Raw genomic sequence first — 23,253 nt, 5'->3', positions numbered from 1 at the left:
CGGAACTCGCCGGGCTCGCACTCGTGCTCACGGCACTGCTGGACACGACGCTCGTCGGCCTGCTGCCGCCGCTCGTCTGGGCGGTGATCCTGCTCACGGCCGCCATGGCGCTGGCCGCCGTGCGTCGGCACCGGGGTCCGCGACGGCCGACGGGGGCGCAGACCTGGGTGTCGAGGCACGCGATGCTCGGCATGCTGCTCTCTGCGGCCCTGCGACTCGCGAGCATCGCGGGAGCGGTCGCCCCGGTCGCGCCCCAGGGCGCGCACGGGCATGCGAGCGCGATCGGGCCCGCCCTCGTCACGGCGATCGTCTCGCTGGGCGCGGTCGCGTACGCCGTGCTGAGCGTGTACGCCTTCGCCCGAGTGCACGACGGGGTCGGGCGCGCCCAGGTGGCCGCGATGGCCCTCGCCGTACTGGTCCTCGCCGGAACGCTCATCGGATGAGTCGGGCCGGGTCGGGCCCGACGTGAGCCGAACCCGGCATCCGCGGTAACGCACGGGCACGTGCCGGAAACACCCCAGAATGTGATGATGTCCCCAGCTTCGACGTCCGCGATCCCGAATGGGTGAGCGGGAGTTCGAGGTGCTGTTCCGCACGTACCATCCGGTGCTCGTCTCGGCCGCCTACAACCGGCTGAGCAACGTCGGCGATGCCGAGGATGCCGCGGCCGAGGTCTTCGCGCAGGCCTGGCGTCGCCGCGACGAGGCCGCGTACGTGTTCACGATCGCGTGGCTGTACTCCGCGCTGCGCAACGTCGTCGGCAATCACTACCGCGGCCGCACCCGGCACACGCGAAGGGTCGAGCAGGCGGAGGCGAACCACCGCGACCCCGCCGCGGCCGCCTCCGACGACGCACTCGACGTGCGGGCGGCCGTGAACCGCCTCGATCCGGCCGATCGGGAGCTGATCTGGATGGCGTTCTGGGAGGACCTCACGCGCGAGGAGATGTCCGAGATCCTCGGATGCTCCGCCGCGACGCTTCGGGTGCGGCTGCACCGGGCGAAGAAGCGCCTCGAGGCCGCCTTGGCCGTGGTGCCCTCGGCCGTCGCGACCCTGAACGGGGAGGCATCGTGAACGACTTCGAACTCAGCCGGCGCCTCAGCGACGCCCGCCCGGACCTCCCTCGCCGCGGCGACGACCTCTCGCCGTCCGCCGAGACCCGCCTGCGTCGCATCACGACGAGCCTCCCGGCGGCGCGGCCCCGGCGCCGCTCGCCCATCTTCCTGTCGGTCGCGGCAGCTGTCGCCCTGCTCCTCGCCGTCGCGATCGGCATGCTGGTGATCGCTCGGCCGGCGACCGTCTACGCGGCGGCGACGCCGCCCCTGCTCCACCCCACCCCGATCGACGGCACGCCGGAGGAACTGCTGATGGGCCTCAGCACGAAACTGGCACCGGGACCGACGACGACGACCACGGTCAAGACCCAGTCGTGGTACCGCAACATGGTCGTCGGCGACGACGGCACGATCGAGCAGGTCACGATCAACCCCGAGATCCGGACCTTCGAGCAAGGCCCCCAGGGCGCCCGGATCGAGGTCAGGCGCGGCGAACCCTACGACTCCGACGGCCGCCCGATCGTCGTCGAGGGCTACGAGGTCGGCAGCCTGGCCTGGGAGCAGGACTTCGGACCCGGGGAATGGCAGCCGATGTACGGCACGCCCCCGAACTCCGCGGCCGAATTCGGCGCCTTCCTCCGCGCTCCGATGGGAGCGGCGACCTACACGACCGGCGAGTACGTCAACGAGTTGCGCGGGCTCCTCGGCGAACGCCGCCTCACGACCGAGCAGTCGAAGGCTGCGCTGGAGTTCCTCGCGAGCCTGCCCGACCTCGAGGTCGAGGGCGAGGTCGTCGACCGGCTGGGCCGGTCCGGCATCTCGTTCTCGACCGCGTCGCGGGCGCCCGGCGAGTTCGTCGACCACGTCGTCGTCTCCGACGAGGGCCTCGGCATCATCACGATCGAGACCACCTACGTCGGGCACGACCGCACCGATGTGCAGGCGCCCTCGGTCTGGGGCTACGAGGCCTTCGAATGACCCCGAAGATCGGGACCATGGCGCGGTAACGCCGGCCGTACGCGCGGAAACACCCTCTCCAGAAGGAGGTGGACGCCATGCGCACACGAACCGTGATCGTCGGCATCGCCGGGGCGATCCTGGCCGCGAGGGTCGCGAGCCTGGCGGCCGGAGCCGCGATGCTCGCCTTCTCGGCGGCGCTCGCGCCCGGGTCGCGAGGCCAGGGCGTGCTCACGTTCATCGTGGTCGCCGCGTGCGTCGCGGTGGCCTCGGCATCCGCGCTCGCCATGGTGACGGTGGCCGATTCCCTCGGGCGTCGCACGCGGACGACACGCACGCCACCGGCATCCTGAGCCCGATCGATCGACCGCCGCGACGCGAGGAGCACCGCATGAGCAACCCCACCATCGACCCGGCCGCGCTCGAGCTGCCGCCGACCGAGCCGCTCGACATCACGGCCTACCTGCCGGATCCGCGCGACGAACCGTCGGCCTGACCGCCCCGGGCGGGGCCCGGGTGCATAGGCTGGCTGGCATGACCACACACTTCGACGTCATCGTCCTCGGCGCGGGCCCCGGCGGCTACGTGGCCGCCATCCGCGCAGCCCAGCTCGGCCAGAAGGTCGCCGTCATTGAAGAGAAGTACTGGGGCGGCGTGTGCCTCAACGTCGGCTGCATCCCCTCGAAGGCGCTGCTGCGCAACGCGGAGCTCGCGCACATCTTCCACGACCAGGCCGCGACCTTCGGCATCTCCGGCGACGCGCACTTCGACTTCGGGGTGGCGTTCGACCGCAGCCGCCAGGTGTCCGAGAAGCACGTCAAGGGCGTGCACTTCCTGATGAAGAAGAACGGCATCACCGAGTTCGACGGGCGCGGGTCGTTCACCGGCCCGAACTCGATCGACGTCGCGAAGGCCGACGGCACAGTCGAGCAGGTGACCTTCGCCAACGCGATCATCGCGACCGGCTCGCGCGTGCGCCTGCTGCCCGGCGTGCAGCTCTCGCAGAACGTCGTGACCTACGAGACGCAGATCCTCACGCGCGACCTGCCGCGCTCGATCGCCATCGTCGGCGCGGGCGCCATCGGCATGGAGTTCGCCTACGTGCTGAAGAACTACGGCGTCGACGTGACCGTCATCGAGTTCCTCGACCGGGCGCTGCCCAATGAAGACGTCGAGGTCTCGAAGGAGATCACGCGCCAGTACCGCAACCTCGGCGTGCCGATCCTGACCTCGACGAAGGTCGAGACGGTCGTCGAGAACGGGGCATCCGTCACCGTCACCTACACCGCGGCGAACGGCGAGGGCAGCACGCTCGAGGTCGACAAGGCGCTCATCTCGGTGGGCTTCGCGCCGAACGTCGAGGGCTTCGGCCTCGAGACCGCGGGCGTGCAGCTGACCGAGCGCGGGGCCATCGCGATCGACGAGCGCATGCGCACCAACGTGCCGCACATCTACGCCATCGGCGACGTCACCGCCAAGCTCATGCTCGCCCACGTGGCCGAGGCGCAGGGCGTCGTGGCCGCCGAGACCATCGGCGATGCCGAGACCATGGAACTCGGCGACTACCGCATGATGCCGCGCGCCACGTTCTGCTCGCCGCAGGTCGCCTCGTTCGGGCTGACCGAACAGCAGGCCCGCGACGAGGGCTACGACGTGGTCGTCTCGAAGTTCCCCTTCAGCGCCAACGGCAAGGCGAACGGCCTCGGCGAGCCCGTCGGGTTCGTGAAGCTCGTCGCCGACGCCAAGTACCTCGAGCTGCTCGGCGGCCACATGGTGGGCCCGGAAGTCTCGGAGCTGCTGCCCGAGCTGACCCTCGCCCAGAAGTGGGACCTCGGCGCCCTCGAGCTCGCGCGCAACGTGCACACGCACCCGACGCTGTCGGAGGCGTTGCAGGAGGCGTTCCACGGCCTCGCGGGGCACATGATCAACATGTGAGGCGGATGCCTCGGAGAAGGGCGGATCCCATGAACTTCGTGCTCATCGTCATCGGCGGGCTGCTGACGCTGTCGGGGGTGGTCTGGACGCTCCAGGGCATCGGCATCCTGCCCGGCTCGGCCATGAGCGGCGAGATGCTCTGGGCGATCGTCGGGCCGATCGTCGCGGTCGTCGGGGTCGGCCTGATCTCCTGGGGCATCGCACGGCGTCGGCGCGGCTCCAAGTCGTAACCGGCGCGCCGCGACCGGGCACGAGAAACGGGGCGGATGTCACGGCCGTTCGGCCGCGGCATCCGCCCCGCCTGTTCGTTCGACGCGGCACGGGCAGGCATTCCCGCCGCGTCGAAGCCGCCCCGGCGGCGGGCACTCCCCCGCCCACCGCCGGAACCTGCTGGCCGGCGCCCCACGCCGGCGGTCTCTCAGTGCTGGGTCGCCTTCTCGGCTCCGACGCCGGTCAGCGAACGCACCTCCATCTCGGACTGCTTCTTCGGGTCCTCCTTGGTCTTGTCGAGCATCGTGACGATCCAGCCGAGCAGGAACGCCAGCGGGATCGAGACGATGCCGGGGTTCGAGAGCGGGAAGATCGCGAAGTTGATCTCCGCCGTCTTCAACATCGACGTCTCGGAGCCCGAGACGACCGGCGAGAAGATGATGAGCACGATGGCCGAGATGAGGCCGCCGTACATGCTCCAGAGCGCGCCCTTGGTCGTGAAGCGCTTCCAGAACAGCGAGTAGATGATCGTCGGCAGGTTGGCCGATGCGGCCACCGCGAAGGCGAGCGCCACGAGGAACGCGACGTTCTGCCCGTTCGCGCCGATGCCGCCGAGGATCGCGACGATGCCGATGACGATGACCGTGCGACGCGCGACCTTGACCTCGGCACCCGCCTCGGGCTTGCCCTTCTTGATGACGCTCGCGTAGATGTCGTGCGCGAACGACGCCGCGGCCGTGATCGTGAGTCCGGCGACGACCGCGAGGATCGTCGCGAACGCGATCGCCGAGATGAGGCCGAGCAGGAACGGTCCGCCGAGCGCGAAGGCGAGCAGCGGGGCCGCCGAGTTCGCGCCGCCGGGAGCGGCCGCGATCGTCTCGGGGCCGACGAGGGCCGCGGCGCCGTATCCGAGCACGAGCGTGAACACGTAGAAGATGCCGATGAGCCAGATCGCCCAGACGACCGACTTGCGGGCCTCCTTCGCGGTGGGCACCGTGTAGAAGCGCATGAGCACGTGCGGCAGGGCCGCGGTGCCGAGCACGAGGGCGAGGCCGAGCGAGACGAAGTCGATCTTCGAGACATCCGAGACGCCGTACTTGAGACCCGGGTCGAGGATCGCGGGGTTGCCGGTGGCCTCGACCGCGTTCTCGAGCAGGGTGCTGAAGTTGAAGCCGTTCAGCGCGAGCACCCAGACCGTCATGACGCCGGCGCCGGCGATGAGCAGCACGGCCTTGATGATCTGCACCCAGGTGGTGCCCTTCATGCCGCCGATGAGCACGTAGAGGATCATGAGCGCGCCGACCACGGTGATCACGAGCGACTGGCCGAGCGTGTCGGTGATGCCGAGCAGCAGCGACACGAGTCCGCCCGCGCCCGCCATCTGCGCGAGCAGGTAGAAGAAGCAGACCACGAGGGTCGTCAGCGCGGCCGCGATGCGCACGGGCCGCTGCTTGAGGCGGAACGAGAGCACGTCGGCCATCGTGTAGCGGCCGGTGTTGCGCAGCAGCTCGGCGACGAGCAGCAGGGCGACGAGCCACGCGACGAGGAACCCGATCGAGTAGAGGAACCCGTCGTACCCGGTGATCGCGATCGCACCGACGATGCCCAGGAACGACGCCGCCGACAGGTAGTCTCCCGCGATGGCCGAGCCGTTCTGGCCGCCGGTGAACGAGCGTCCGGCCGCGTAGTAGTCGGCCGCGGTCTTGTTGTTGCGGCTGGCTCGGAACACGATGACCATCGTGATCGCCACGAAGGCGCCGAAGATGGCGATGTTGAGCCAGGGATCGCCCGGCGACGACGAAGCGGCCTCGGCCGCGACGCGGGCGGTGTCCACGGCGGCGAGGGCGCTCATCGTGCCACCGCCTGGGTGTCGAACTCGGCGCCGGACTCGATCTCGTCGCGGATCTCGGCGGCGATCGGGTCGAGGCGACGGTTGGCGTAGCTGACGTACCACATGGTCACGGCGAACGTCGTGACGACCTGGGCGAGGCCCAGCACCATGGCGAGGTTCACGCTGCCGAACACCCGGGTCGACATGAAGTCGTGCGCGTAGACGGCGAGCAGCACGTAGGCCAGGTACCAGACCAGGCAGGCCGCGAGCACGGGGAAGACGAACCGGCGGTGGCGACCGCGCAGCTCCTGGAATCGGGGTGATGCTTGCACCGCGGTGAAATCGACGTCGGGTTGCGTCGTCTCCGCGCTCAGGGCCTCGTTGCCCATGGCGTCTCTCCTTCGAGGGGGTTCGGCACGGGGGAAGGTCCGCGCCCACTGCTCCGGATGCCGATGGCGGCGAGCAGTGGCCCCATGCTGCCGCGCCCCGGGGCGAGCGTGTCGGCCGCACCGTTCGTCGTCGCTGAACGGTGTCGGTCGTGCGACGAACGGTTCGAGGGCGCCGACGAACGACGGCTACGCTTTCGAGCATGCCCGAGTCGATGCTGCTCGCCGCGAGCGCCGGTGTCGTCGCCGGCGCCCTGGCGGTCGGCGTCGTGCTGCTGCTGCGCCGCCTGGTGCTGGCGCAGCGCGAACTCGGCACCGATGCCGAGCAGGCGACGTACCAGACGCTGCACCTCGCGAGCCGGGCGGCGAAGCACGTGCGCGGCGGCTTCGACGAGGCCGAGGCGGCTCGTGCGGTGCGGTACCTGCGCGCGATGCTCGGCTGCGAGAGCCTCGCGCTCGTCGACCCCGCCGGGCAGGTCGCGATCGACGGCGACGACGACGTCCGCGCCGTCGCAGGCGAGCTCGCGCGGGCCGCGCAGTCGGCGGGCAAGCCGCACGTGCAGCGCCGCATCGCGATCTGGTCGCGCGAGACGGATGCCGCGGCCGCGCCGATCCTCGTCGGCGGCCGTTCGGCCGGGGCGATCGTGGCGTTCGCGTCGCCCGTGCGGGCGGGCCTCGTGCGCGCGACGGGCGAGGTCGCGAGCTGGGTGGCGTCGCAGGTCGAGCTCGGAGAGCTCGACGCGTCGCGCGCGGCCCTCGCCGAGGCCGAGGTGCGTGCGCTCCGCGCGCAGATCAGCCCGCACTTCATCTACAACGCGCTGAACGCGATCGCGTCGTTCATCAACACCGATCCGGCGAAGGCGCGCGAGCTCGTGCTCGAGTTCGCGGACTTCACGCGGTACTCGTTCCGCCGGCACGGCGACTTCACGACGGTCGCCGAGGAGCTGCGCTCGATCGACAGCTACCTCGAGCTCGAGCGGGCGCGCTTCGGCGAGCGCCTGCGGGTCACCCTGCAGGTGGCGCCCGAGGTGCTCTCGACGGTGGTGCCGTTCCTGTCGATCCAGCCGCTCGTCGAGAACGCGGTGCGGCACGGCCTCGAGGGCAAGGAGGGCGGCGGGCGCATCACGATCACGGCCGCCGACTCGGGCGCCTTCGCCGAGATCAGCGTCGAGGACGACGGCGTCGGCATCGATCCGGTCGTGCTCGAGGAGGTGCTCGCGGGCGGTTCGCCGGGCGAGCACGTCGGGCTCCGCAACGTCGATGCCCGCCTGCGGCAGGTCTACGGCGAGGAGCACGGGCTCGTCGTCGAGACGAACCTCGGCGCCGGCACGCTCGTGCGCATGCGCGTGCCCAAGTCGCAACCGAACTCCCCCGCCGGCCCGAAGCCCGAGGCGCCGACCGCCATCGCCCGAGACGGGAGCCAGACCAGATGATCTCCGTGCTCATCGCCGACGACGAACGGCCGGCGCTCGACGAGCTGGCGTTCCTGCTCTCGCAGGATCCGCGCATCGGCACCGTGCACCAGGCGTCCTCGGGGTCCGAGGCGATCCGCCTGCTCACGCGCGAGCCGGTCGACGCCGCCTTCCTCGACATCCACATGCCGGGGCTCAGCGGGTTCGACCTCGCCAGGGCCCTCCAGCGTTTCGAACGTCGGCCGGCGCTCGTGTTCGTGACCGCCGACGAAGAGGGAGCACTCGAGGCGTTCGACCTCGCCGCGGTCGACTACCTGCTGAAGCCCGTGCGCACCGAGCGGCTGCAGCGGTCGATCGGGCGCATCGTCGAGGTGCTGAAGGCCGGCGCCGCGACGCCGACCGGCGGCATCCCGACGGCCTCGGCGCCCGAGATGATCGCCGTGACGCTCGGCGGCACGACCCGCATGATCCGACGCGACGAGGTGCGCTACGTGCAGGCGCAGGGCGACTACGCGCGGCTGCACACCGACGAGGCGAGCTACCTCGTGCGGGTGCCGATGGCCGACCTCGAACGGCAGTGGGCCGATGCGGGCTTCGTGCGCGTGCACCGCTCGTACCTCGTCTCGCTCGCGCACCTCACGCGCATCCGCCTCGGCACCGACCGCCCGAGCGTCACGATCGCCGGCGCCGAGCTGCCCGTGAGCCGCCGCCTGCTGCCCTCGGTGCGCGAACGTCTCGAGTCCGCGACGCTCCGGCCCCGCACATGAGCGACCAGCCCGATCCCCGGGCTCCGGATGCCGAAGGCAGCCCGACCACGCCGCCCGAACCGCCTGCACGGGTGCGGGTGACGGCACCGGGCACCGGCGCGGCCGCGGCATCCGCTCGTCGTTCCGTCTCCCGACCGCCGGCCGACGGCGCGAGCGCACCCGAGAGCGTCTACGTGCGGTCGTTGATCCGTTCGCAGCTGCGGCTCGGCATCACGTACGCCGCGGGGTTCGCCCTCGCGACCACGCTGTTCGTGCTCGCGATCGTGCTCACGCCCGTGTTCGACGACACCTTCGTGTTCGGCGTGCCGCTGTCGTGGCTGCTGCTCGCGGTCGGCGTGTATCCGCTCGCGATCACCGTCGGCGTGCTCTACTCGCGCGCCGCGGCCCGCAACGAGGCGAGGTACCGAGCCCTGACGGAGGCCGAGTGAACGCCGCGATCAGCTATGCCGCCATCACGGCCGTGGCGCTCGCCTCGGCGCTCATCGGCTTCTACGGGTTGCGCGTCTCGCGCACGACGAGCGACTTCTACGTCGCCTCGCGCACGGTGCGACCGTGGTGGAACGCCTCGGCGATCGGCGGCGAGTACCTCTCGGCAGCGAGCTTCCTCGGCATCGCCGGACTGATCCTGACGACGGGCGCAGGCGGCATCTGGTTCCCGATCGGCTACACGGCCGGATACCTCATGCTGCTGCTGTTCGTCGCCGCACCGCTCCGCAGGTCGGGCGCGTACACGATCCCCGACTTCGTCGAGGCGCGCCTGGAGTCGCGCACCGCCCGACTCGTGACGAGCACGCTCGTGATCGTGATCGGCTGGTTCTACATCGTGCCGCAGCTGCAGGGCGCCGCGCTCGCGGTGCGGATCACGACCGGGCTGCCCTCGTGGGCCGGATCCCTCGCCGTCGCGGTCATCGTCGCGGTCGTCGTCGCCGCCGGCGGCATGCGGTCGATCACGTTCGTGCAGGCGTTCCAGTTCTGGCTCAAGCTCACGGCGATCGCGGTGCCCGTGATCGTGCTGCTCGTCTTCGTCGGCGGCGTCGAACCCTCGCTCGAGGCGGCGGCGGCGTTCCCGGCGACGGCGGGTCCGGGCGACCTCGACCCGTACCGCACGGTTTCGCTCATGATCGCGCTGCTGCTCGGCACCCTGGGCCTGCCGCACGTGCTCGTGCGCTTCTACACGAACCCCGACGGCGACGCGGCCCGACGCACGACCGTCATCGTGCTCGTGCTGCTCTCGGTGTTCTACCTGTTCCCGACCGCCTTCGGCCTGCTGGGGCGGGCGTTCGCACCGGATCTCGTCGCCTCGGGCGATGCGGACGCACTCGTGCTCGTGCTGCCCGACCGGCTCATGCCCGGATGGGGCGGCGACCTGCTCACCGCGCTCGTCATCGCGGGGGCGTTCGCCGCGTTCCTCTCGACCTCCTCCGGCCTCGTGGTCTCGCTCGCGGGCGTCATCAGCCAGGACCTGCTCGGCGGCAGCGTGCGCGGATTCCGCATCGCCGCCGTCGCCTCGTCGTTCGTGCCGCTCGTCGTCGCGCTCGCGACCGAGTCGACCGGACTCGCCGGCAGCGTCGGCCTCGTGTTCGCGTTCACCGCGTCGACCCTGTGCCCGATCCTGCTGCTCGGCATCTGGTGGCGCGGGCTCACGCCGCGCGGCGCCGTGGCGGGCATGCTCACGGGCGCGGTGCTCTCGGGGGCGGCGATCCTCGGCGGCGGCGTGATCGGGGCGGCGGCGCCCGGCATCCGCCCGTTCCTCGAGCAGCCGGCCGCGTGGACCGTGCCGGCGGCGCTGCTCGTCACCGTGCTCGCCTCGCGCGCCGATCGACGACGACGGCCGCGCGGCACCGATGCGTTCCTCGCGCGGCTGCACACGCCCGAGCAGCGCGTGCGCTGAGCTGCGACCGGCGGCCAGGCGACCGGGCGGGCGGCGCTGCGGGCCGCGGCGTACACCCCGGAGGGTCGCGTTCGTCACGGTGGCGTCCGGCCGCGCCCGCGAGCCTGCCTAAGATACTCCGGTGCTCATCGCCGTCGCCCTCTCCGTGCTCGTCGGCGCCTTCGCACAACGCATCACCGGCATGGGCTTCGCGCTCGTCGCATCGCCGGCCCTCGTGCTGCTGCTCGGCCCGTTCGACGGCGTGATCGTGGTCAACCTCTGTGCGGTCGTCTCGTCGCTCATCATCCTGCCGCGGGTGTGGCGGTTCGTGGAGTGGCGGCGGTTCGCGATGCTCGTCGTGCCCGCGCTCGCGGGCACCGCGGCGGGTGCCGTCATCGCCGCGCACGTTCCGGGCGCCCCGCTGCAGGTCGCCATCGGCGTGCTCGTGATCGTGGCCCTCACGGTCAGCCTGCTCGTGACGCGCGCCGAGCACGTCGTGAGCGGATGGCCGCCCGCAGTCGTCGCGGGCGCGGCATCCGGAGTCATGAATGCCGCCGCCGGTGTCGGCGGCCCGGCGCTCAGCGTCTACGCCGTCGCGACCAGGTGGCCGCAGGTGCGCTTCGCGGCGACCGCGCAGCCCTACTTCGTCGCGATCGGGTCGGCCTCGCTCGTGCTGAAGCTCGCGCAGACCGGGTGGTCGATCCCCGAGCTGCAGCCCGGAGCCTGGCCGATCGTGCTCGGGGCGCTGCTCGCAGGCCTCGTCGCCGGCGAGCTGCTGCACCGGCGGATCCCGCACCACGCCGCGCGCATCGCCGTCATCGCGATCGCCTACGCCGGGGGCGCGGCGGCGCTCGTCGACGGCGCGGTCGAGCTCTGGTTCTGACGGCCGCCTACGCGCCGACCAGCTGCACGGGCTCGTCGCCGCGAGCCACGAGCCTGGCCTCGAGACCCGCCCGCACGTCGGGCCACTCGTCGACGACGATCGAGTAGACGGCGGAGTCGCGCCAACTGCCGTCGGCCCGGATCTTGTGCCGGCGCGCGATGCCCTCGAAGGTCGCGCCGAGCCGCAGGATCGCGGCCCGCGACCGCTCGTTGCGACTGTCGGCCTGCAGCTTGACCCGGCCGAACCCGTGATCGAACGCCATGCCGAGCAGCAGCAGCTTCGCCTCGACGTTGACGCCGCCCGCCCACACGCGCGGGTCGTAGGCGGTCCAGCCGATGTGCGCCGACTCGTTCGTCAGGTCGAGGTCGGCGAACTTCGTCGCGCCGACGACGCGGCCGTCGTGCTCGCCGCCGTGCAGCCGAACCGTCCAGGGCAGCGCGAGGGGACCGCCGGCGTAGTAGGAGAGCGCGAATCGCTCGAACGCGGCGTCGTCGGCCGGAAGCCCCTCTGGGCCGCCGCCGTATCCGCCGGCGAAGACCTCGGGACGCCGCAGCGCCTCGGCGAGCTCCGGCACGTCGGCCGCGTCGAACGGGGTGAGGCGGATGAACCGGCCGACGAGCGGCTCGGCGGGCGGAAGCAGGGCGGTCACCGCACGAGTCTCGCACACCGCCGATCGTCCCTTCCGCACGCTTCGGCGCCGACGTAGGCTGGATCGGACCGGCGACGACGCCGCAGAGATGGGGGACAGACATGGCCGGATTCGACGACCTCGCCAAGCAGGCCGGGGAATTCATCGAGCAGAACAAGGACAAGATCCAAGAGGTCCTCAAGAGCGAGCAGGCCGAGGACATCAGCGACAAGGTGCTCGACGGCATCGGCGAGGCCGTGAAGAAGGTCGCGCCCGACGAGCACGACGGTGTCATCGACGACGTGAAGGCGAACATCGACAAGGCCGTCGGCAACGAGTAGCCGGTCCCGATCGGACGACGAAGGCGCCCCACCCGATCCGGGTGGGGCGCCTTCGTGGTTCCGATCGCCGCGCTACTCGCCCGGCGTACCCCGACGACGTCGGCGTCCCACGAGCACGACGGCCGCGCCGCCGAGCAGCAGCACCCCGCCGAGCACCGCGAGCCGTGCCAGTGCCTCTCCGTCGACACCGGTGACGGGCGGCGGGGCGGCGAACTCGTTGTCGACCGTGATCTTCACCTGGTCGCCCGAGCCGACGACGACCGGGTTCGCCTCGGTCGCGCTCACGGTCACGCCGATGGCACCGCCCGAGTCGGTCTCCTCGGCCCAGCACTCGGCGCCGATCGGGAGCTTGGCGAGCGTCACCGTCTCGCCGCCCGTGATCTGGACGGGCTCGTGGTCGAACACGACGTACGGCTCGTTGTTCTCGCCGCGGTCGAGGGTGCAGGTCACCTCGACCGTGAAGGTCTTGCCCGCAGCCGACGCGACATCGCCGCTGATCGTCTTCTCGAGCTCGATCTGGCCGTAGTCGAAGGTGTTCGTCGCGGTCACGAGCAGGATCTGCGCGAGCGGGTCGGCGCCCACGATGATCGCGTTGTCGTACGAGTCGTAGTCGACGCTCGTCGAGCTCGCGCCCGCTGGGTCGGACTCGGATCCGTAGCAATGCGTCCCGAAGGGCAGCCGCACGATCCGGCCGTCCGTGTCACGGAGCGGCTCGATGTCCCCGGCGACGAGTTCGATGTCCCCGGAGAACACCGTCGTGCGGATGCCGTTGACGTCGAGCTCGCAGGTCACGGTGATGGTGAAGACCGTGTCCTGGACCCACGGCGCGTCTGCGGCCGTGCCGTCGACCTCCTTGGCCGCACCGAGCAGCCCGAGCGAGAACCGGTTCAGCATCGCTGCGGTGACCACGGTCTCGACCCCGTCGGTCTCCTGGTCGGGAATCGTGACGGTCACCGGATCGGCAGTGTCATCCGCCCCGCCGTTGTCGATCTCGGTGACGACGCACTCGGCGCCGACGGGAATGCCCGTGATGGTCTCGCTCAGGTACGGACCGCGCGAATCCTCCTCACCCTCCACGACGAGCACGCTGTTCTCGACGGTCTCTCCCTCGTAGGTGCAGACGACGCGGAAGTCGAACGGGCCGGTGGAGAACTCGGGAACACCCGGCCCGGTGACCTCCTTGAGCAGGTTCAGCGCCCCAGTGCGGAACGAGTTGTCGATCGTGATCTCGACCGGACCGCTCTCATCGTCGCCGATCGTGATCGGGTTCGGGTCGGCCGACCAGTCCGTCGCACCGCCGAGGTCGGTCTCGTCGACCGCGCACTCCGCGCCGGTCGGCAGGTCGTCGATGGTCGCGACGTTGCCCGGAGCATCCGTCGTCAGGGTCACGGTGCCGTCCCAGACCGTGTCGGGGTCGGCCGCGGCGAGCGTGCACACGACGTGCACCTCGTAGTCGCCGAACTCGCCTGCCCAGTCGTCGGCCCCGGTGCCGCTCACCTGCTTCGTGAGCTGCAGCGACCCGACGGTGAACGGGTTGTTCACGCCGAGTGCGTTGACGTGTGCGCCGTCCTGGTCCGGCAGCAGGGTGAACTGCGCACTCGTGGTCTCTCCGAGGTCGGTGTCCGTGCCGTCCTGGGTGATGACCATGCCCGTGCCGGTCGCACCTCCGGTGTCCGTCTCCGTCACCGTGCACTCGGCGCCGGCGGGGAGCGTGTCGTACACCTGCACCTCGCCGTCGGAGAGCTGGAACGACTCGTCGAGCACGGTCTCGCCCTGGAACGTGCAGACCGCGGTGAACGAGAACACGGTGTCGTAGGCGATCGGGTTGCCGTCCTGGTCGACCGCCCCACCGTCGTCGACCGTCTTCGTCACCGAGAATCCCGCGTCGGGGAAGTCGTTCGTCACGGTGATCGTGATGTCCTCGTCTTCGCCGATCACGACCGGGTCGTCTTCGGTCGCACTGATCACGACACCCGTGGCACCCTGCTGGTCGGGTTCCTCGGCCCAGCACTCGGAGCCGATCGGGATCTCGAAGAGCGTGACGAGCTCGCCCGCCTGCAACTCGACGGGCTCCTGGTCGTAGATCACGATCGGGTCGTTGTTCGGGCCTCGGTCGAAGGTGCAGGTCACGAGGATCTCGAACGTGAAGCCCGCAGCGTGGTCGGGGTTGCCGGTGACCTGCTTCTCGATCGACACGTCGCCGACGTCGAACGTGTTCGTCGCGGTCAGTTCGAGCGGTTCGGGCTCATCGGCGTCGGATGCCTCGACGATGACGGCGTTGTCGAACGAGTCGAAGTCGACGCTCGAGTCGGTCGCCCCGGCGTCGTCGGTCTCGTCGCCCCAGCAGTGCGTGCCGACGGGCAGCAGCAGCGCCTGCCCGGTATCGGGATCGAGCACGGTCACGGTCTGTCCGTCGGTCACCTGCACGTCGCCCTCGAAGAGCGGGGTGCCGCCGTCGGTGAGCGAGCAGGTCACGTGCACCGTGAACGTGGCATCCGCGATGCCCGGGAGATCGCCGCCGATGCCGTCGACGACCTTCGTCACGGAGATGGTCCCGGCCGAGAAGCGGTTCTCGAACTCCGCGGCGATGACCTGGGGGATGCCGTCGGCCTCGTCGGGGATGATCACGGTCACCGGGAGCACCGGCGGATCGCCGTCGGCCGTTCCGTTGTCGGTCTCGGTGATGTCGCACGACGTGCCGACGGGCAGCCCGTCGACGACCTCCGACAGAAGCGGACCGACCGTGCCGTCACCGGTGATGACGAGCTCACCGCTGGCGACCTCCTGCAGCTCGTACGTGCAGACGTACGAGAAGGTGAAGTCGACGTCCTCGCTGAACCCGATGCCCGAACCGCTGATCGCCTTCTCGACCTGGAAGCCGCCGGTGCGGAAGTCGTTGGTCACGGTAACCAGCACCGGATCCCCGTCCTCGCCCGCGACGCCGACCGTCACCGTCTCGGGCGTGATCACCGGGTCGCCGGTCGCGCCGGCGTCGTCGGGCTCGGTGACCGTGCACTCGGCACCGGTCGGCAGGTCGCCGACCGTCACGCTGCCGTCGGCAGGGACGACCAGGTCGTCCTCGTAGACCGGGTTCGCGGATGCCTGGTCCCACGTGCACACGAGGTGCACCGTGAACTCGTCGGGCGCCCAGGCCTCGGACCCGGAACCGGTCACGTCCTTCTCGATCGTGAGCGAGCCGACCGTGTACGTGTTGGTCACGGCGAGCGCCGTCAGGTGCGTGCCGTCCTCCTCGTCGGGGAGGATCGTGAAGTCGGCCGACGCGGTCCCGCCGAGGTCGGTGTCGACGCCGTCCTCGGTGATCACCATGGTCGTGTCGGTCGCGCCGGCGGCATCCGTCTCGGTGACGGTGCAGTCCGCACCCACGGGCAGCCCGGTGAAGTCCTTCGTCTCACCGCTCTGCAGGGTGAACGTTCGGTCCGCCTCCGGCACCACCTCCTCGCCGAGCCAGATGCAGCTCGCCGTGAAGGTGAAGGTCGGGTCGTAGGCGATCGGGTTGCCGTCCTGGTCGACGGCACCGCCGTCGACCACGTCCTTGGAGACCTCGAACCCGCCGATCGTGTACTCGTTCTCGACGGTGACCGTGGCGTCCTCGATCGGCTCGGGAGTGTACGGATGGTGGACGGCCGCGTTGTCGGTGAGGTCGCGGAACGCCGTGACCTCTCCCGATCGGCCCCCGACTCCCGGCGGGTCGTAGCTCACGTTCGATCCCTGTGCGAAGAGCTCGGACACCGTGCAGGTCGAGAACAGCGGCAACGTGGTTCCCGTGCCGAAGATCATCGGGGTGCCGTCAGCCGGCACCTGCACCGGATTGGGCGACGCGCCCCCGGCATCGACCAGCGGGACGTCCTCGCCGCCGGACTCGCACTGCACGTCGAACTCGTAGGAGTCCGGCAGCGGATACGGCCAGCTGTCGGGCGCGACCTGGGACTTGACCAGTGCGATCTCACCGGTCGGGAACGCGACTCCGGCGCGGACCGGCTCGACCGGCCCCTGGTACACCTCCTGGCCCTCGAACGTGGCCCGCGAACCCGCGGCGACCGTGTTCCAGGCGATCGGAAGGCCGTCGGCGTACGCATCGGGGATCTGGTACGGCGTCTGCGTGTCGAAGGTGACCGAGCCCGACGCCCCCGGCGCGAGTTCGAACCCGGGCGGCAGGTCGATCACGAGCTTCAGGGCCCGGGCGGTCGCCAGCTCCGCCGGAGGCGTGAACTCGTTGAACGCGATCCACTGGCGCGACGTGACGTCGGCCGCGCAGGGATCCGTGTCGGGGATCGGCGCGGACAGGATGCTGTACTGGATGTCGGCCGCATTGCAGGCCTGGTTCGGCACGGTCGTCATGTAGTACGCGCCGGCTGTCGAGATGTCCGCGACCTCGATGCCGCCGGTGAACACCGGAGCCCACTGCGAGCCGCGCGGAGAGCCGACGACCACACCGGTGTCGCCGACCGCGGGGAGCACGTCGATGCCGCCGATCGCGTCGGCCGGCACGTTGCCGCGGTTCGTGAACGTCAGGCGCCACTCCTCGGTGCCGCCGGGCCTCGTGATCGGCACGCAGGTGTTGACGTAGTAGCCGTCGCCCGCATTCGGCTCCGCACAGGCCTCCGGATCGCCCGTCGTGCTCAGAACGCCGAGATCGTCGAAGTTCGGGTCGCCGGGGGCGGCGCCCGGGTCGCCCGCCCCGACGCCCTTGACGGACTTCGTCAGCGAGATCGGTGCTGCGGGCTGCGGGGTCACGGTCGTGTCGGCAGTGCAGTCGGGTGCGTCCACCCTCGGCTCGCCGGTCGGCACGTTGAGGTGCGTGTACTCGCAGGTCTCGAAGTCGCGATCGCTCGTCGCGGTGATGGTGTTCGCGACCGGGGTTCCCGGGGGCAGCGCCGGCCGGAACTGCAGGTGCGCCGCGATCACCAGCACGTCGCCGGGTGCGAAGACGAAGTCGGACGGCACCGTGATGGTGACGACGCCCGTGGTGGTGTCGAGCGTGCCGCTGAATCCGTCGGTCGGGAGCGCGTTGCCGTCGGCATCCGTGAGCGTGAACTCGAACACGGGGTCGGCGCCCGGTACGGGCACGAGGTACGAACCGGCGGCGTCGCCCGCGATCGTGTCGGTCAGCTCGAGCCCGGTCATCTGCCACTGGCCGGTGTTCGTGATCGTCATCACGTACGGGATCTCGGCGTCGGGCGGGAACTGCTGCGAAGCGGCGCCGTCCTGCCCGTTGCCCGGGGACTTCTTCACGCTGATCGAGTTCGGGCGGTGCAGCAGCTGCGTGATGTCCTGGGCGCTGGCGTCGGCCTCCCAGGTGACGCCGTCGGGCGTCTGCCACGAGCCGGTGCCGTGCACGTCGACCTCGTCCGTCGTCGTGCCCTGCACGGGTTCGCCCGGAGCCGCTTCGAGGCCCGGAAGCGTCGACGGGACGGGCACCGAGTCGATCTCGCCGTTCGGGCCGGAGTGCAGGTTCTCGAGGCGGTCCGCGACGAACGCGAACGAGACGATCGGGTTTCGCGGGCTCTCCCAGTTCGATTCGTCGGCATCCTGCCGGACCTCGAAGCGGATGCCGCGGACATCCGCCTCGGCCACGCCGGCCGGCAGCACGGGCGTCACCGTGCGGTCCGGCGCGACATCCTGCCAGTCTCCGACGACCCAGCACGCCGTCAGGTCGGCACTGCCGCCGCACGTCTGCGTGAGCTCGGAGCCGACGAGCGCGTAGTCCACTCCCACGAGCGCGGACACCCGGATCTGCCCGATGTTCGCGGGCATGGTCCGCTGCGGGAACGAGGCGAACGCGAAGGCGTTCCAGAACGTCGGTTCGTCGTCGGTGATGGTGAGCACGGTCGTGCGGACGTTGCCCGTGGGCTGCCCGCCGATCGTGACCGTGTACCCGTCGGGCGACTCGTCCTCGTAGCGGGACGCCGGAGAGATCGACTTTCCGGCCAGCACGCCGTAGGTGGCGGGCACGAACTGGAGGGTGTCGTCGTCGGTGCCGTGCGCCTCGTCGGTGGTCGAGCCTCCGGGTCGGGTCCCGTCGACCGAGGCGACGTTCGTGACGAGGTCCCCCTGTGCCGGCCTGGTCGTCGGCTCGTCGCGCAGGAACTCGCGGAGCTGGTACGTGAGCACGATGCTCGTCTGCTCCGTGGTGAGGATCGCGACCCGATCGGGATCGCGGTGCGTCACGCTGACTCCGATGACGTCGGCGAGATCGGTCGGTGTCAACGCCTGGGCCTCGGCGATCGTGTGGTCGTCGGTGCCTCCGCCTTCGCGGGTCAGCGTCACGATCGACTCGGTCGCATCCGCGGGCACGCTGATCGTGCCGATCGAGAAGAGGTTGAAGGTGTTGTAGGTGTCGGTGGGCGCAGCGGGCGGCGTCGCGGGGTCGGACACGACGAGTGCGGCGATGTTCGCCTCGGTCTCGTTTCGCGCCGTGATGATGGCGGTCACGAGCGGGTACTCGGACTGCGCCGCCGACTCGGGCGGGATGGGCAGCGCATCCTGGTCGAACGTCTTCGTCACCGAGACGTTGACCGTGGTGTCGAGGATCGTGATGTCGTCGGAATCCTGGCCCGTGTACGGAGCCGGGCCCGTGCCCTCGATGCCCACCGTGTTCGTCACGACCCCGTTCAAGCCCGAGTTGTAGGTCTCGTCGTGCAGCGACCCGACGACGGGCCCGCCGTCGGAGCGCTTCTCCTGGCGGAGCTGGAAGGTGAGGTCGAGGCCGCGCCCGTTTCCGGTCGACGAGGCGACGCCCGAGCCCGGCGCGGGCCCGGTTCCGGCGCCGCGGTTCGAGCCCTCGACGTAGGTCAGGCGCACGCCGAGCGTCGACGCCCGCTGAGCTTCGGAGAGCTCGAACCCGGGGAACCCGCCGTCGCACGCGGTGCCCGTGGTGTCGGCGGCACCGCACGCGTCCGTGGTGACGTCGACCCAGGCGTCGGCGGTGTCGTCGTAGAGCTCCACGGTGGAGATCCGGTCGTAGACGATGAGCGGGTCGAGCGTCGCGTCGATCGCCTCGATCGCGGCGAGATCCCACGCGTCGTACGCGGATGCCGCGATGTTCGAGAAGTCGGCGCCGGCCGTCGGGTCGTCGGTGATCGCGACCGAGTCGAAGGGCACGCCCTGGGTCGACCACGAGATGCGTGCGGTGCGCTGGTCGTCGGTGAACGCGAACACGTCCTCCTGGAGCCAGGCCTTGTCGATCAGGTCGACGCCGGGGCCGTCCGGGGGCCACGGGTTGACGTCGATGTCGTCGGAGTCGGTGGCGGTGTTGTCTTCCGGCGAGGTGTCGGCGGGATTCGTCACGGTCGACGAGGCGTCGTTCTGCACGTTGAGGGGGTCGGCCGCGACGGCCGCGTCGTGCACGCTTCCCGATCCGTCGCGGAACTCGTCGCGGGTGGCGACCTGGATCGTCGGCGACACCTGGAACCCGGGCGGAAGCGTCTCACCCGGTTTCGGCGTGTAGGTGAATCGGATGCCCTGGATGTCGTCCTGCAGGTCGGCGGGCACCGAGTAGTTGAACGTCGTCTGCCCCTCGATCAGCTCTGCGCCGGGGAGGGTGACCCACTGGGTGCCGTCCCAGTACTCGATCGTCAGGTTCGCGTTCGCCGGCACTCCGGCCGAGAGCTGCTTGAGGTCGAACGTGTTCCAGAACGTCGACGGCGGGTCGCCGGGCTGCGGGTCGGCCGGGTCGCTGATGACGAGCGAGTCGGCACCGACCGTCGACGCGTTGTCGCCCTGGTCGTTGACGTTCGCGAGGAACGAGACATCCGTCGTGCTGCCCGGGATGTCCCACACCTCGTCCTGCACGATGTTCTTGTCGATCGTGGTCGAGACGCGGGCCGGCTGGCGGGTGACGTCGGCCGAGTCGCTGTCGGTGCCGGTCTGCCCGGTCGAGTCGGTCACGGTCGACGTCGTGTCGTTGGTGCTGACGACGTCGAGCTGGCCGTCGACCGGATCAGCGATCACGTCGAAGGGCAGTTCGGCGATCGCGTTCGCCTCGATCGGCCCCGTGAAGGTGACCGAGAAGCCGACGACGTCGGCGGGGTCGCCCGTGGGCGCCGGGATCTCGTTCGGCGTGGTGCCGGTCAGGGTCTCGGTGGTGCCGTCGGCGTAGGTGTAGGTCACCGAGACGGTGTCGGCATCGGGCGGCCACTCCACACCGCTGCCGAATCCGTCGAACACCAACCCCTGGTCGGCGAGGTTCGGCTGGCCCGGAGTCGGGTCCTCGATCGTCATCGACGTCACCGGGCGCGGCCCGTTCGTCGACGTGATGAGCGCGGTGCTGGAGTCCCCGGCCAGCAGGGTCGGGTCGGAGAACGACTTCACCGTCTCGACCGTGGGACCGGTGTTGCTGATGACCACGTCACCGTCGGCCGTCTTCGGCGGGTTCGTGCGGTCGTCGACCACCACGTTCGACGAGGCCGTGTTCGGCACGGTCACGGACTCGTCGAGCGGGATGTCGAGCACCTCGTCGTTCGTCGCGCTCGAGACGCCGATCACGGCCTCCTCGCCGGGCGGGGTCGGCGGCAGCTGGCCGGTCGACGACGAGAACGTGAACCGGAGACCGTGGACCTGGTCGTCGGGGACGTCGGGGATGTTCGTGAAGTCGCTGGGGATGGGACCGGTCGGGTACGCGACGACCCAATTGCCGTTCTCGTCGAGGTACTCGATCTGCACCTGGTCGGCGCCCGCGGGCGGGGTGACCGAGGTGATGCCGGTGAAGTCGAGATAGCTGTCGAACGGGCTCGCGACGCCGTCTGCGGGATCCTGCACGACGATCTCGTCGACCGAGCGGTTCGAGGCGTTGCCGCCGCCGATCGTGTAGTCGACGGGCTGCCCGGGCAGGGCGGGCACCGACTGGCCGTCGCCGACGTGGTCGTCGACGCTCTTGGTCACCGTCGAATCGAGCACCTCGGGGATGTCGAGCACGACGTCGGCGTTCGCATCGGTCGGCAGCGCGTTGTCGGCCGCGGCGGTCGCCGTGTTCGTGACGGTTCCGTCGAAGTCGGCGCTCGCGTCGGGCGGCACCTGCACGAACACCGTGATGCTCACCTGCTGACCGGTGCGCAGGCCGGTGCCGGCCGTGCCGGCCTCGTTGAAGGCGACATCGAAGTCCCCGCCGTTCACCGTCACCGTCGGCGCGGGCGTGCCGCCGCCGGAGACCACGACCGGATTCGGCACGGTCGGGTCGAAGACGAGCGGAGCAGGGAGCGTGTCGCTCACGTGCGCCGCGACGCAGATGTCGACGATGGGGCTGTTGCAGGTCAGCGTGATCGTGTAGCTGAACTGGTCGCCTGGCGCGTACGACGGCTGCACCGGGGGCGCGACGACCTTGGTGAAGGTCGTGAACTCCGCGTCGTCGGGCGCTGCGACCGCCGACATCGCGGTCGGCAGCGCGAGCACTCCGACGACGGCGATCGCCGCGAATCCTGCAATCCAACGTCGGAATCTGCGCATCGGTCCCCCCGGTCCGGTCGCACCCCTCGCACGGCGAATGCGGCAGGGCGATCATCGCCACCCTATCGAGGGGGCGAGGCCGACGGAAGGGCGGGGAACGTACCGTGATCCCGGCGTGAGCGCGACCGCGCGGGCGACGCCTCGGACGTCCCATGAGCACGTGCCGACGCGAAAGCCGCCCCCGCCGACGCACGATGCGTCCGCGGGGGCGGCCGGGCGCTCAGCGTGTCAGGCGAGCAGGTCGTGCAGCTGGATGATCTCGTCGCGTCCGGGGCCGACGCCGATCGCCGAGATGCGCGAACCCGACATCGCCTCGAGCTCGCGCACGTAGGCCTGCGCGTTCGCGGGCAGGTCGGAGAACTCGCGGGCACCGGTGATGTCCTCGGTCCAGCCGGGGAACTCCTCGTAGACCGGAGTCGCGTGGTGGAAGTCGGACTGCGAGACGGGCACCTCGTCGAAACGCTGGCCGTCGACGTCGTAGGCGACCGCGACCGGGATGCGCTCGATGCCCGTGAGCACGTCGAGCTTGGTCAGCACGAAGTCGGTCACGCCGTTGATGCGCGACGTGTAGCGGGCGATGGGCGCGTCGTACCAGCCGGTGCGACGGCGACGGCCGGTGGTCGTGCCGAACTCGTGCCCCTTCTCGCTGAGGAACTCGCCCCACTCGTCGAACAGCTCGGTCGGGAACGGACCGGCGCCGACGCGCGTCGTGTACGCCTTGATGACGGCGATCACGCGGTCGATCCGGTTCGGCGCGATGCCCGAGCCCGTGACGGCGCCGCCGCTGGTCGCGTTCGACGACGTGACGAACGGGTAGGTGCCGTGGTCGACGTCGAGCATGGTCGCCTGGCCGCCCTCGAAGAGCACGGTCTCGTTGCGCTCGAGCGCCTGGTGCAGCAGCAGGGCCGTGTCGGTGACCATGGGACGCAGGCGGTCGACGTAGCCGAGCAGGTCGTCGACGATCTCGTCGACGGCGATGGCGCGTCGGTTGTAGACCTTCACGAGCAGGTGGTTCTTCTGGTCGAGGGCGCCCTCGACCTTCTGCCGCAGGATGTTCTCGTCGAAGAGGTCCTGCATGCGCAGGCCCACGCGGTTGATCTTGTCGGCATAGGCCGGGCCGATGCCGCGACCGGTCGTGCCGATCTGGCGCTTGCCCAGGAATCGCTCGGTGACCTTGTCGAGCGTGCGGTGGTACTGCGTGATGAGGTGGGCGTTGGCCGAGACCCGCAGCTTCGAGACATCCACGCCGCGGCTCTCGAGCGCCTCGAGCTCCTCGAAGAGCACCTCGACGTCGACGACCACGCCGTTGCCGATGACCGGCGTCACGCCCGGCGTCAGGATGCCGGAGGGCAGCAGGTGCAGCGCGTACTTCTCGTCGCCGATCACCACCGTGTGACCGGCATTGTTGCCGCCGTTGAACTTGACGACGTAGTCGAGGCGGGAGCCGAGCAGGTCGGTCGCCTTGCCCTTCCCCTCGTCGCCCCACTGTGCACCGATCAGGACGGCTGCGGGCATT

At 70.5% G+C, this 23,253-nt stretch carries 17 protein-coding genes; 12 read left to right on the top strand and 5 right to left on the bottom strand.

Going from position 1 to position 23,253, the window contains the following annotated elements; translation table 11 throughout:
- The first annotated feature begins 23 nt into the window (after positions 1–23).
- The 6 genes from BM342_RS18900 to BM342_RS18875 all read left to right on the top strand — a co-directional run bounded on the left by BM342_RS18900 (position 24) and on the right by BM342_RS18875 (position 4,177).
- Positions 24–443, top strand: a complete 420-nt coding sequence (locus BM342_RS18900) for a hypothetical protein (protein WP_092969215.1) — start codon at positions 24–26, stop codon at positions 441–443.
- 118 nt (positions 444–561) lie between these two features.
- The gene (locus BM342_RS18895; protein ID WP_092969212.1) at positions 562–1,074 is read left to right on the top strand and encodes an RNA polymerase sigma factor; all 513 of its coding nucleotides are present in this window, start codon (positions 562–564) and stop codon (positions 1,072–1,074) included.
- A complete protein-coding gene (locus BM342_RS18890; RefSeq protein WP_092969209.1) occupies positions 1,071–2,033 on the top strand; it encodes a hypothetical protein in 963 nt (320 codons plus the stop codon). Before BM342_RS18895 ends, BM342_RS18890 begins: the two co-directional genes overlap by 4 nt.
- Before the next feature lie 77 nt (positions 2,034–2,110).
- Entirely contained in the window at positions 2,111–2,365 is a 255-nt protein-coding gene (locus tag BM342_RS18885) for a hypothetical protein (RefSeq protein ID WP_092969206.1), read from the top strand.
- 181 nt (positions 2,366–2,546) lie between these two features.
- Positions 2,547–3,947, top strand: a complete 1,401-nt coding sequence (gene lpdA, locus BM342_RS18880) for a dihydrolipoyl dehydrogenase (RefSeq protein ID WP_092969202.1) — start codon at positions 2,547–2,549, stop codon at positions 3,945–3,947.
- A gap of 29 nt (positions 3,948–3,976) precedes the next feature.
- The gene (locus tag BM342_RS18875; RefSeq protein WP_092969199.1) at positions 3,977–4,177 is read left to right on the top strand and encodes a hypothetical protein; all 201 of its coding nucleotides are present in this window, start codon (positions 3,977–3,979) and stop codon (positions 4,175–4,177) included.
- 188 nt (positions 4,178–4,365) lie between these two features.
- Here the strand turns inward: BM342_RS18875 and BM342_RS18870 are convergent, their stop codons facing one another.
- Entirely contained in the window at positions 4,366–6,009 is a 1,644-nt protein-coding gene (locus tag BM342_RS18870; protein ID WP_092969196.1) for a solute symporter family protein, read from the bottom strand.
- Positions 6,006–6,377, bottom strand: coding sequence for a DUF485 domain-containing protein (locus BM342_RS18865; RefSeq protein ID WP_092969193.1), 372 nt, complete (start codon positions 6,375–6,377; stop codon positions 6,006–6,008). Before BM342_RS18865 ends, BM342_RS18870 begins: the two co-directional genes overlap by 4 nt.
- Before the next feature lie 200 nt (positions 6,378–6,577).
- Between BM342_RS18865 and BM342_RS18860 the strand changes: the two genes are divergently transcribed.
- From BM342_RS18860 to BM342_RS18840, 5 genes are all read left to right on the top strand, one after another.
- Positions 6,578–7,807 carry a sensor histidine kinase gene (locus BM342_RS18860; protein ID WP_092969190.1) on the top strand — a complete coding sequence of 410 codons (1,230 nt, stop codon included), beginning with the start codon at positions 6,578–6,580 and terminating at the stop codon, positions 7,805–7,807.
- Positions 7,804–8,553 carry a LytR/AlgR family response regulator transcription factor gene (locus BM342_RS18855; protein WP_092969187.1) on the top strand — a complete coding sequence of 250 codons (750 nt, stop codon included), beginning with the start codon at positions 7,804–7,806 and terminating at the stop codon, positions 8,551–8,553. The genes BM342_RS18860 and BM342_RS18855 overlap by 4 nt, the downstream gene beginning before the upstream one ends.
- Positions 8,550–8,981 (top strand): DUF485 domain-containing protein, encoded by a 432-nt coding sequence (locus BM342_RS18850; RefSeq protein ID WP_092969184.1) that lies wholly within the window; start codon positions 8,550–8,552, stop codon positions 8,979–8,981. Before BM342_RS18855 ends, BM342_RS18850 begins: the two co-directional genes overlap by 4 nt.
- A complete protein-coding gene (locus BM342_RS18845) occupies positions 8,978–10,444 on the top strand; it encodes a sodium/solute symporter (protein WP_092969181.1) in 1,467 nt (488 codons plus the stop codon). Before BM342_RS18850 ends, BM342_RS18845 begins: the two co-directional genes overlap by 4 nt.
- 121 nt (positions 10,445–10,565) lie before the next feature.
- A complete protein-coding gene (locus BM342_RS18840) occupies positions 10,566–11,306 on the top strand; it encodes a sulfite exporter TauE/SafE family protein (RefSeq protein ID WP_092969178.1) in 741 nt (246 codons plus the stop codon).
- A 7-nt stretch (positions 11,307–11,313) separates the two neighbouring features.
- Here BM342_RS18840 and BM342_RS18835 read toward each other — a convergent pair whose 3' ends face one another.
- Positions 11,314–11,955: a GNAT family N-acetyltransferase gene (locus tag BM342_RS18835; protein ID WP_092969174.1), complete on the bottom strand. Its 642-nt coding sequence runs from the start codon at positions 11,953–11,955 to the stop codon at positions 11,314–11,316.
- A 101-nt stretch (positions 11,956–12,056) separates the two neighbouring features.
- Between BM342_RS18835 and BM342_RS18830 the strand changes: the two genes are divergently transcribed.
- Positions 12,057–12,275: a hypothetical protein gene (locus BM342_RS18830; RefSeq protein WP_092969171.1), complete on the top strand. Its 219-nt coding sequence runs from the start codon at positions 12,057–12,059 to the stop codon at positions 12,273–12,275.
- A gap of 72 nt (positions 12,276–12,347) precedes the next feature.
- Here BM342_RS18830 and BM342_RS18825 read toward each other — a convergent pair whose 3' ends face one another.
- Together BM342_RS18825 and BM342_RS18820 are read right to left on the bottom strand one after the other, a co-directional pair.
- The gene (locus tag BM342_RS18825; protein ID WP_143109943.1) at positions 12,348–21,737 is read right to left on the bottom strand and encodes a DUF5979 domain-containing protein; all 9,390 of its coding nucleotides are present in this window, start codon (positions 21,735–21,737) and stop codon (positions 12,348–12,350) included.
- 228 nt (positions 21,738–21,965) lie between these two features.
- Positions 21,966–23,252 (bottom strand): adenylosuccinate synthase, encoded by a 1,287-nt coding sequence (locus BM342_RS18820; RefSeq protein ID WP_092969165.1) that lies wholly within the window; start codon positions 23,250–23,252, stop codon positions 21,966–21,968.
- Position 23,253 lies beyond the last annotated feature (1 nt).

This window comes from Agromyces sp. CF514 (genome assembly GCF_900113185.1).
Lineage (GTDB): Bacteria > Actinomycetota > Actinomycetes > Actinomycetales > Microbacteriaceae > Agromyces.
This window is presented reverse-complemented; position numbering and strand designations above follow the sequence as displayed.

What these genes read in the sequence shown, in the direction of transcription:
- BM342_RS18895 (WP_092969212.1), top strand. Translation starts at nt 562, where the DNA reads ATGGGTGAGCGGGAGTTCGAGGTGCTGTTCCGCACGTACCATCCGGTG.
- BM342_RS18885 (WP_092969206.1), top strand. Translation starts at nt 2,111, where the DNA reads ATGCGCACACGAACCGTGATCGTCGGCATCGCCGGGGCGATCCTGGCC.
- lpdA (WP_092969202.1), top strand. Translation starts at nt 2,547, where the DNA reads ATGACCACACACTTCGACGTCATCGTCCTCGGCGCGGGCCCCGGCGGC.
- BM342_RS18875 (WP_092969199.1), top strand. Translation starts at nt 3,977, where the DNA reads ATGAACTTCGTGCTCATCGTCATCGGCGGGCTGCTGACGCTGTCGGGG.
- BM342_RS18870 (WP_092969196.1), bottom strand. Translation starts at nt 6,009, where the DNA reads ATGAGCGCCCTCGCCGCCGTGGACACCGCCCGCGTCGCGGCCGAGGCC.
- BM342_RS18865 (WP_092969193.1), bottom strand. Translation starts at nt 6,377, where the DNA reads ATGGGCAACGAGGCCCTGAGCGCGGAGACGACGCAACCCGACGTCGAT.
- BM342_RS18860 (WP_092969190.1), top strand. Translation starts at nt 6,578, where the DNA reads ATGCCCGAGTCGATGCTGCTCGCCGCGAGCGCCGGTGTCGTCGCCGGC.
- BM342_RS18855 (WP_092969187.1), top strand. Translation starts at nt 7,804, where the DNA reads ATGATCTCCGTGCTCATCGCCGACGACGAACGGCCGGCGCTCGACGAG.
- BM342_RS18850 (WP_092969184.1), top strand. Translation starts at nt 8,550, where the DNA reads ATGAGCGACCAGCCCGATCCCCGGGCTCCGGATGCCGAAGGCAGCCCG.
- BM342_RS18830 (WP_092969171.1), top strand. Translation starts at nt 12,057, where the DNA reads ATGGCCGGATTCGACGACCTCGCCAAGCAGGCCGGGGAATTCATCGAG.
- BM342_RS18825 (WP_143109943.1), bottom strand. Translation starts at nt 21,737, where the DNA reads ATGCGCAGATTCCGACGTTGGATTGCAGGATTCGCGGCGATCGCCGTC.
- BM342_RS18820 (WP_092969165.1), bottom strand. Translation starts at nt 23,252, where the DNA reads ATGCCCGCAGCCGTCCTGATCGGTGCACAGTGGGGCGACGAGGGGAAG.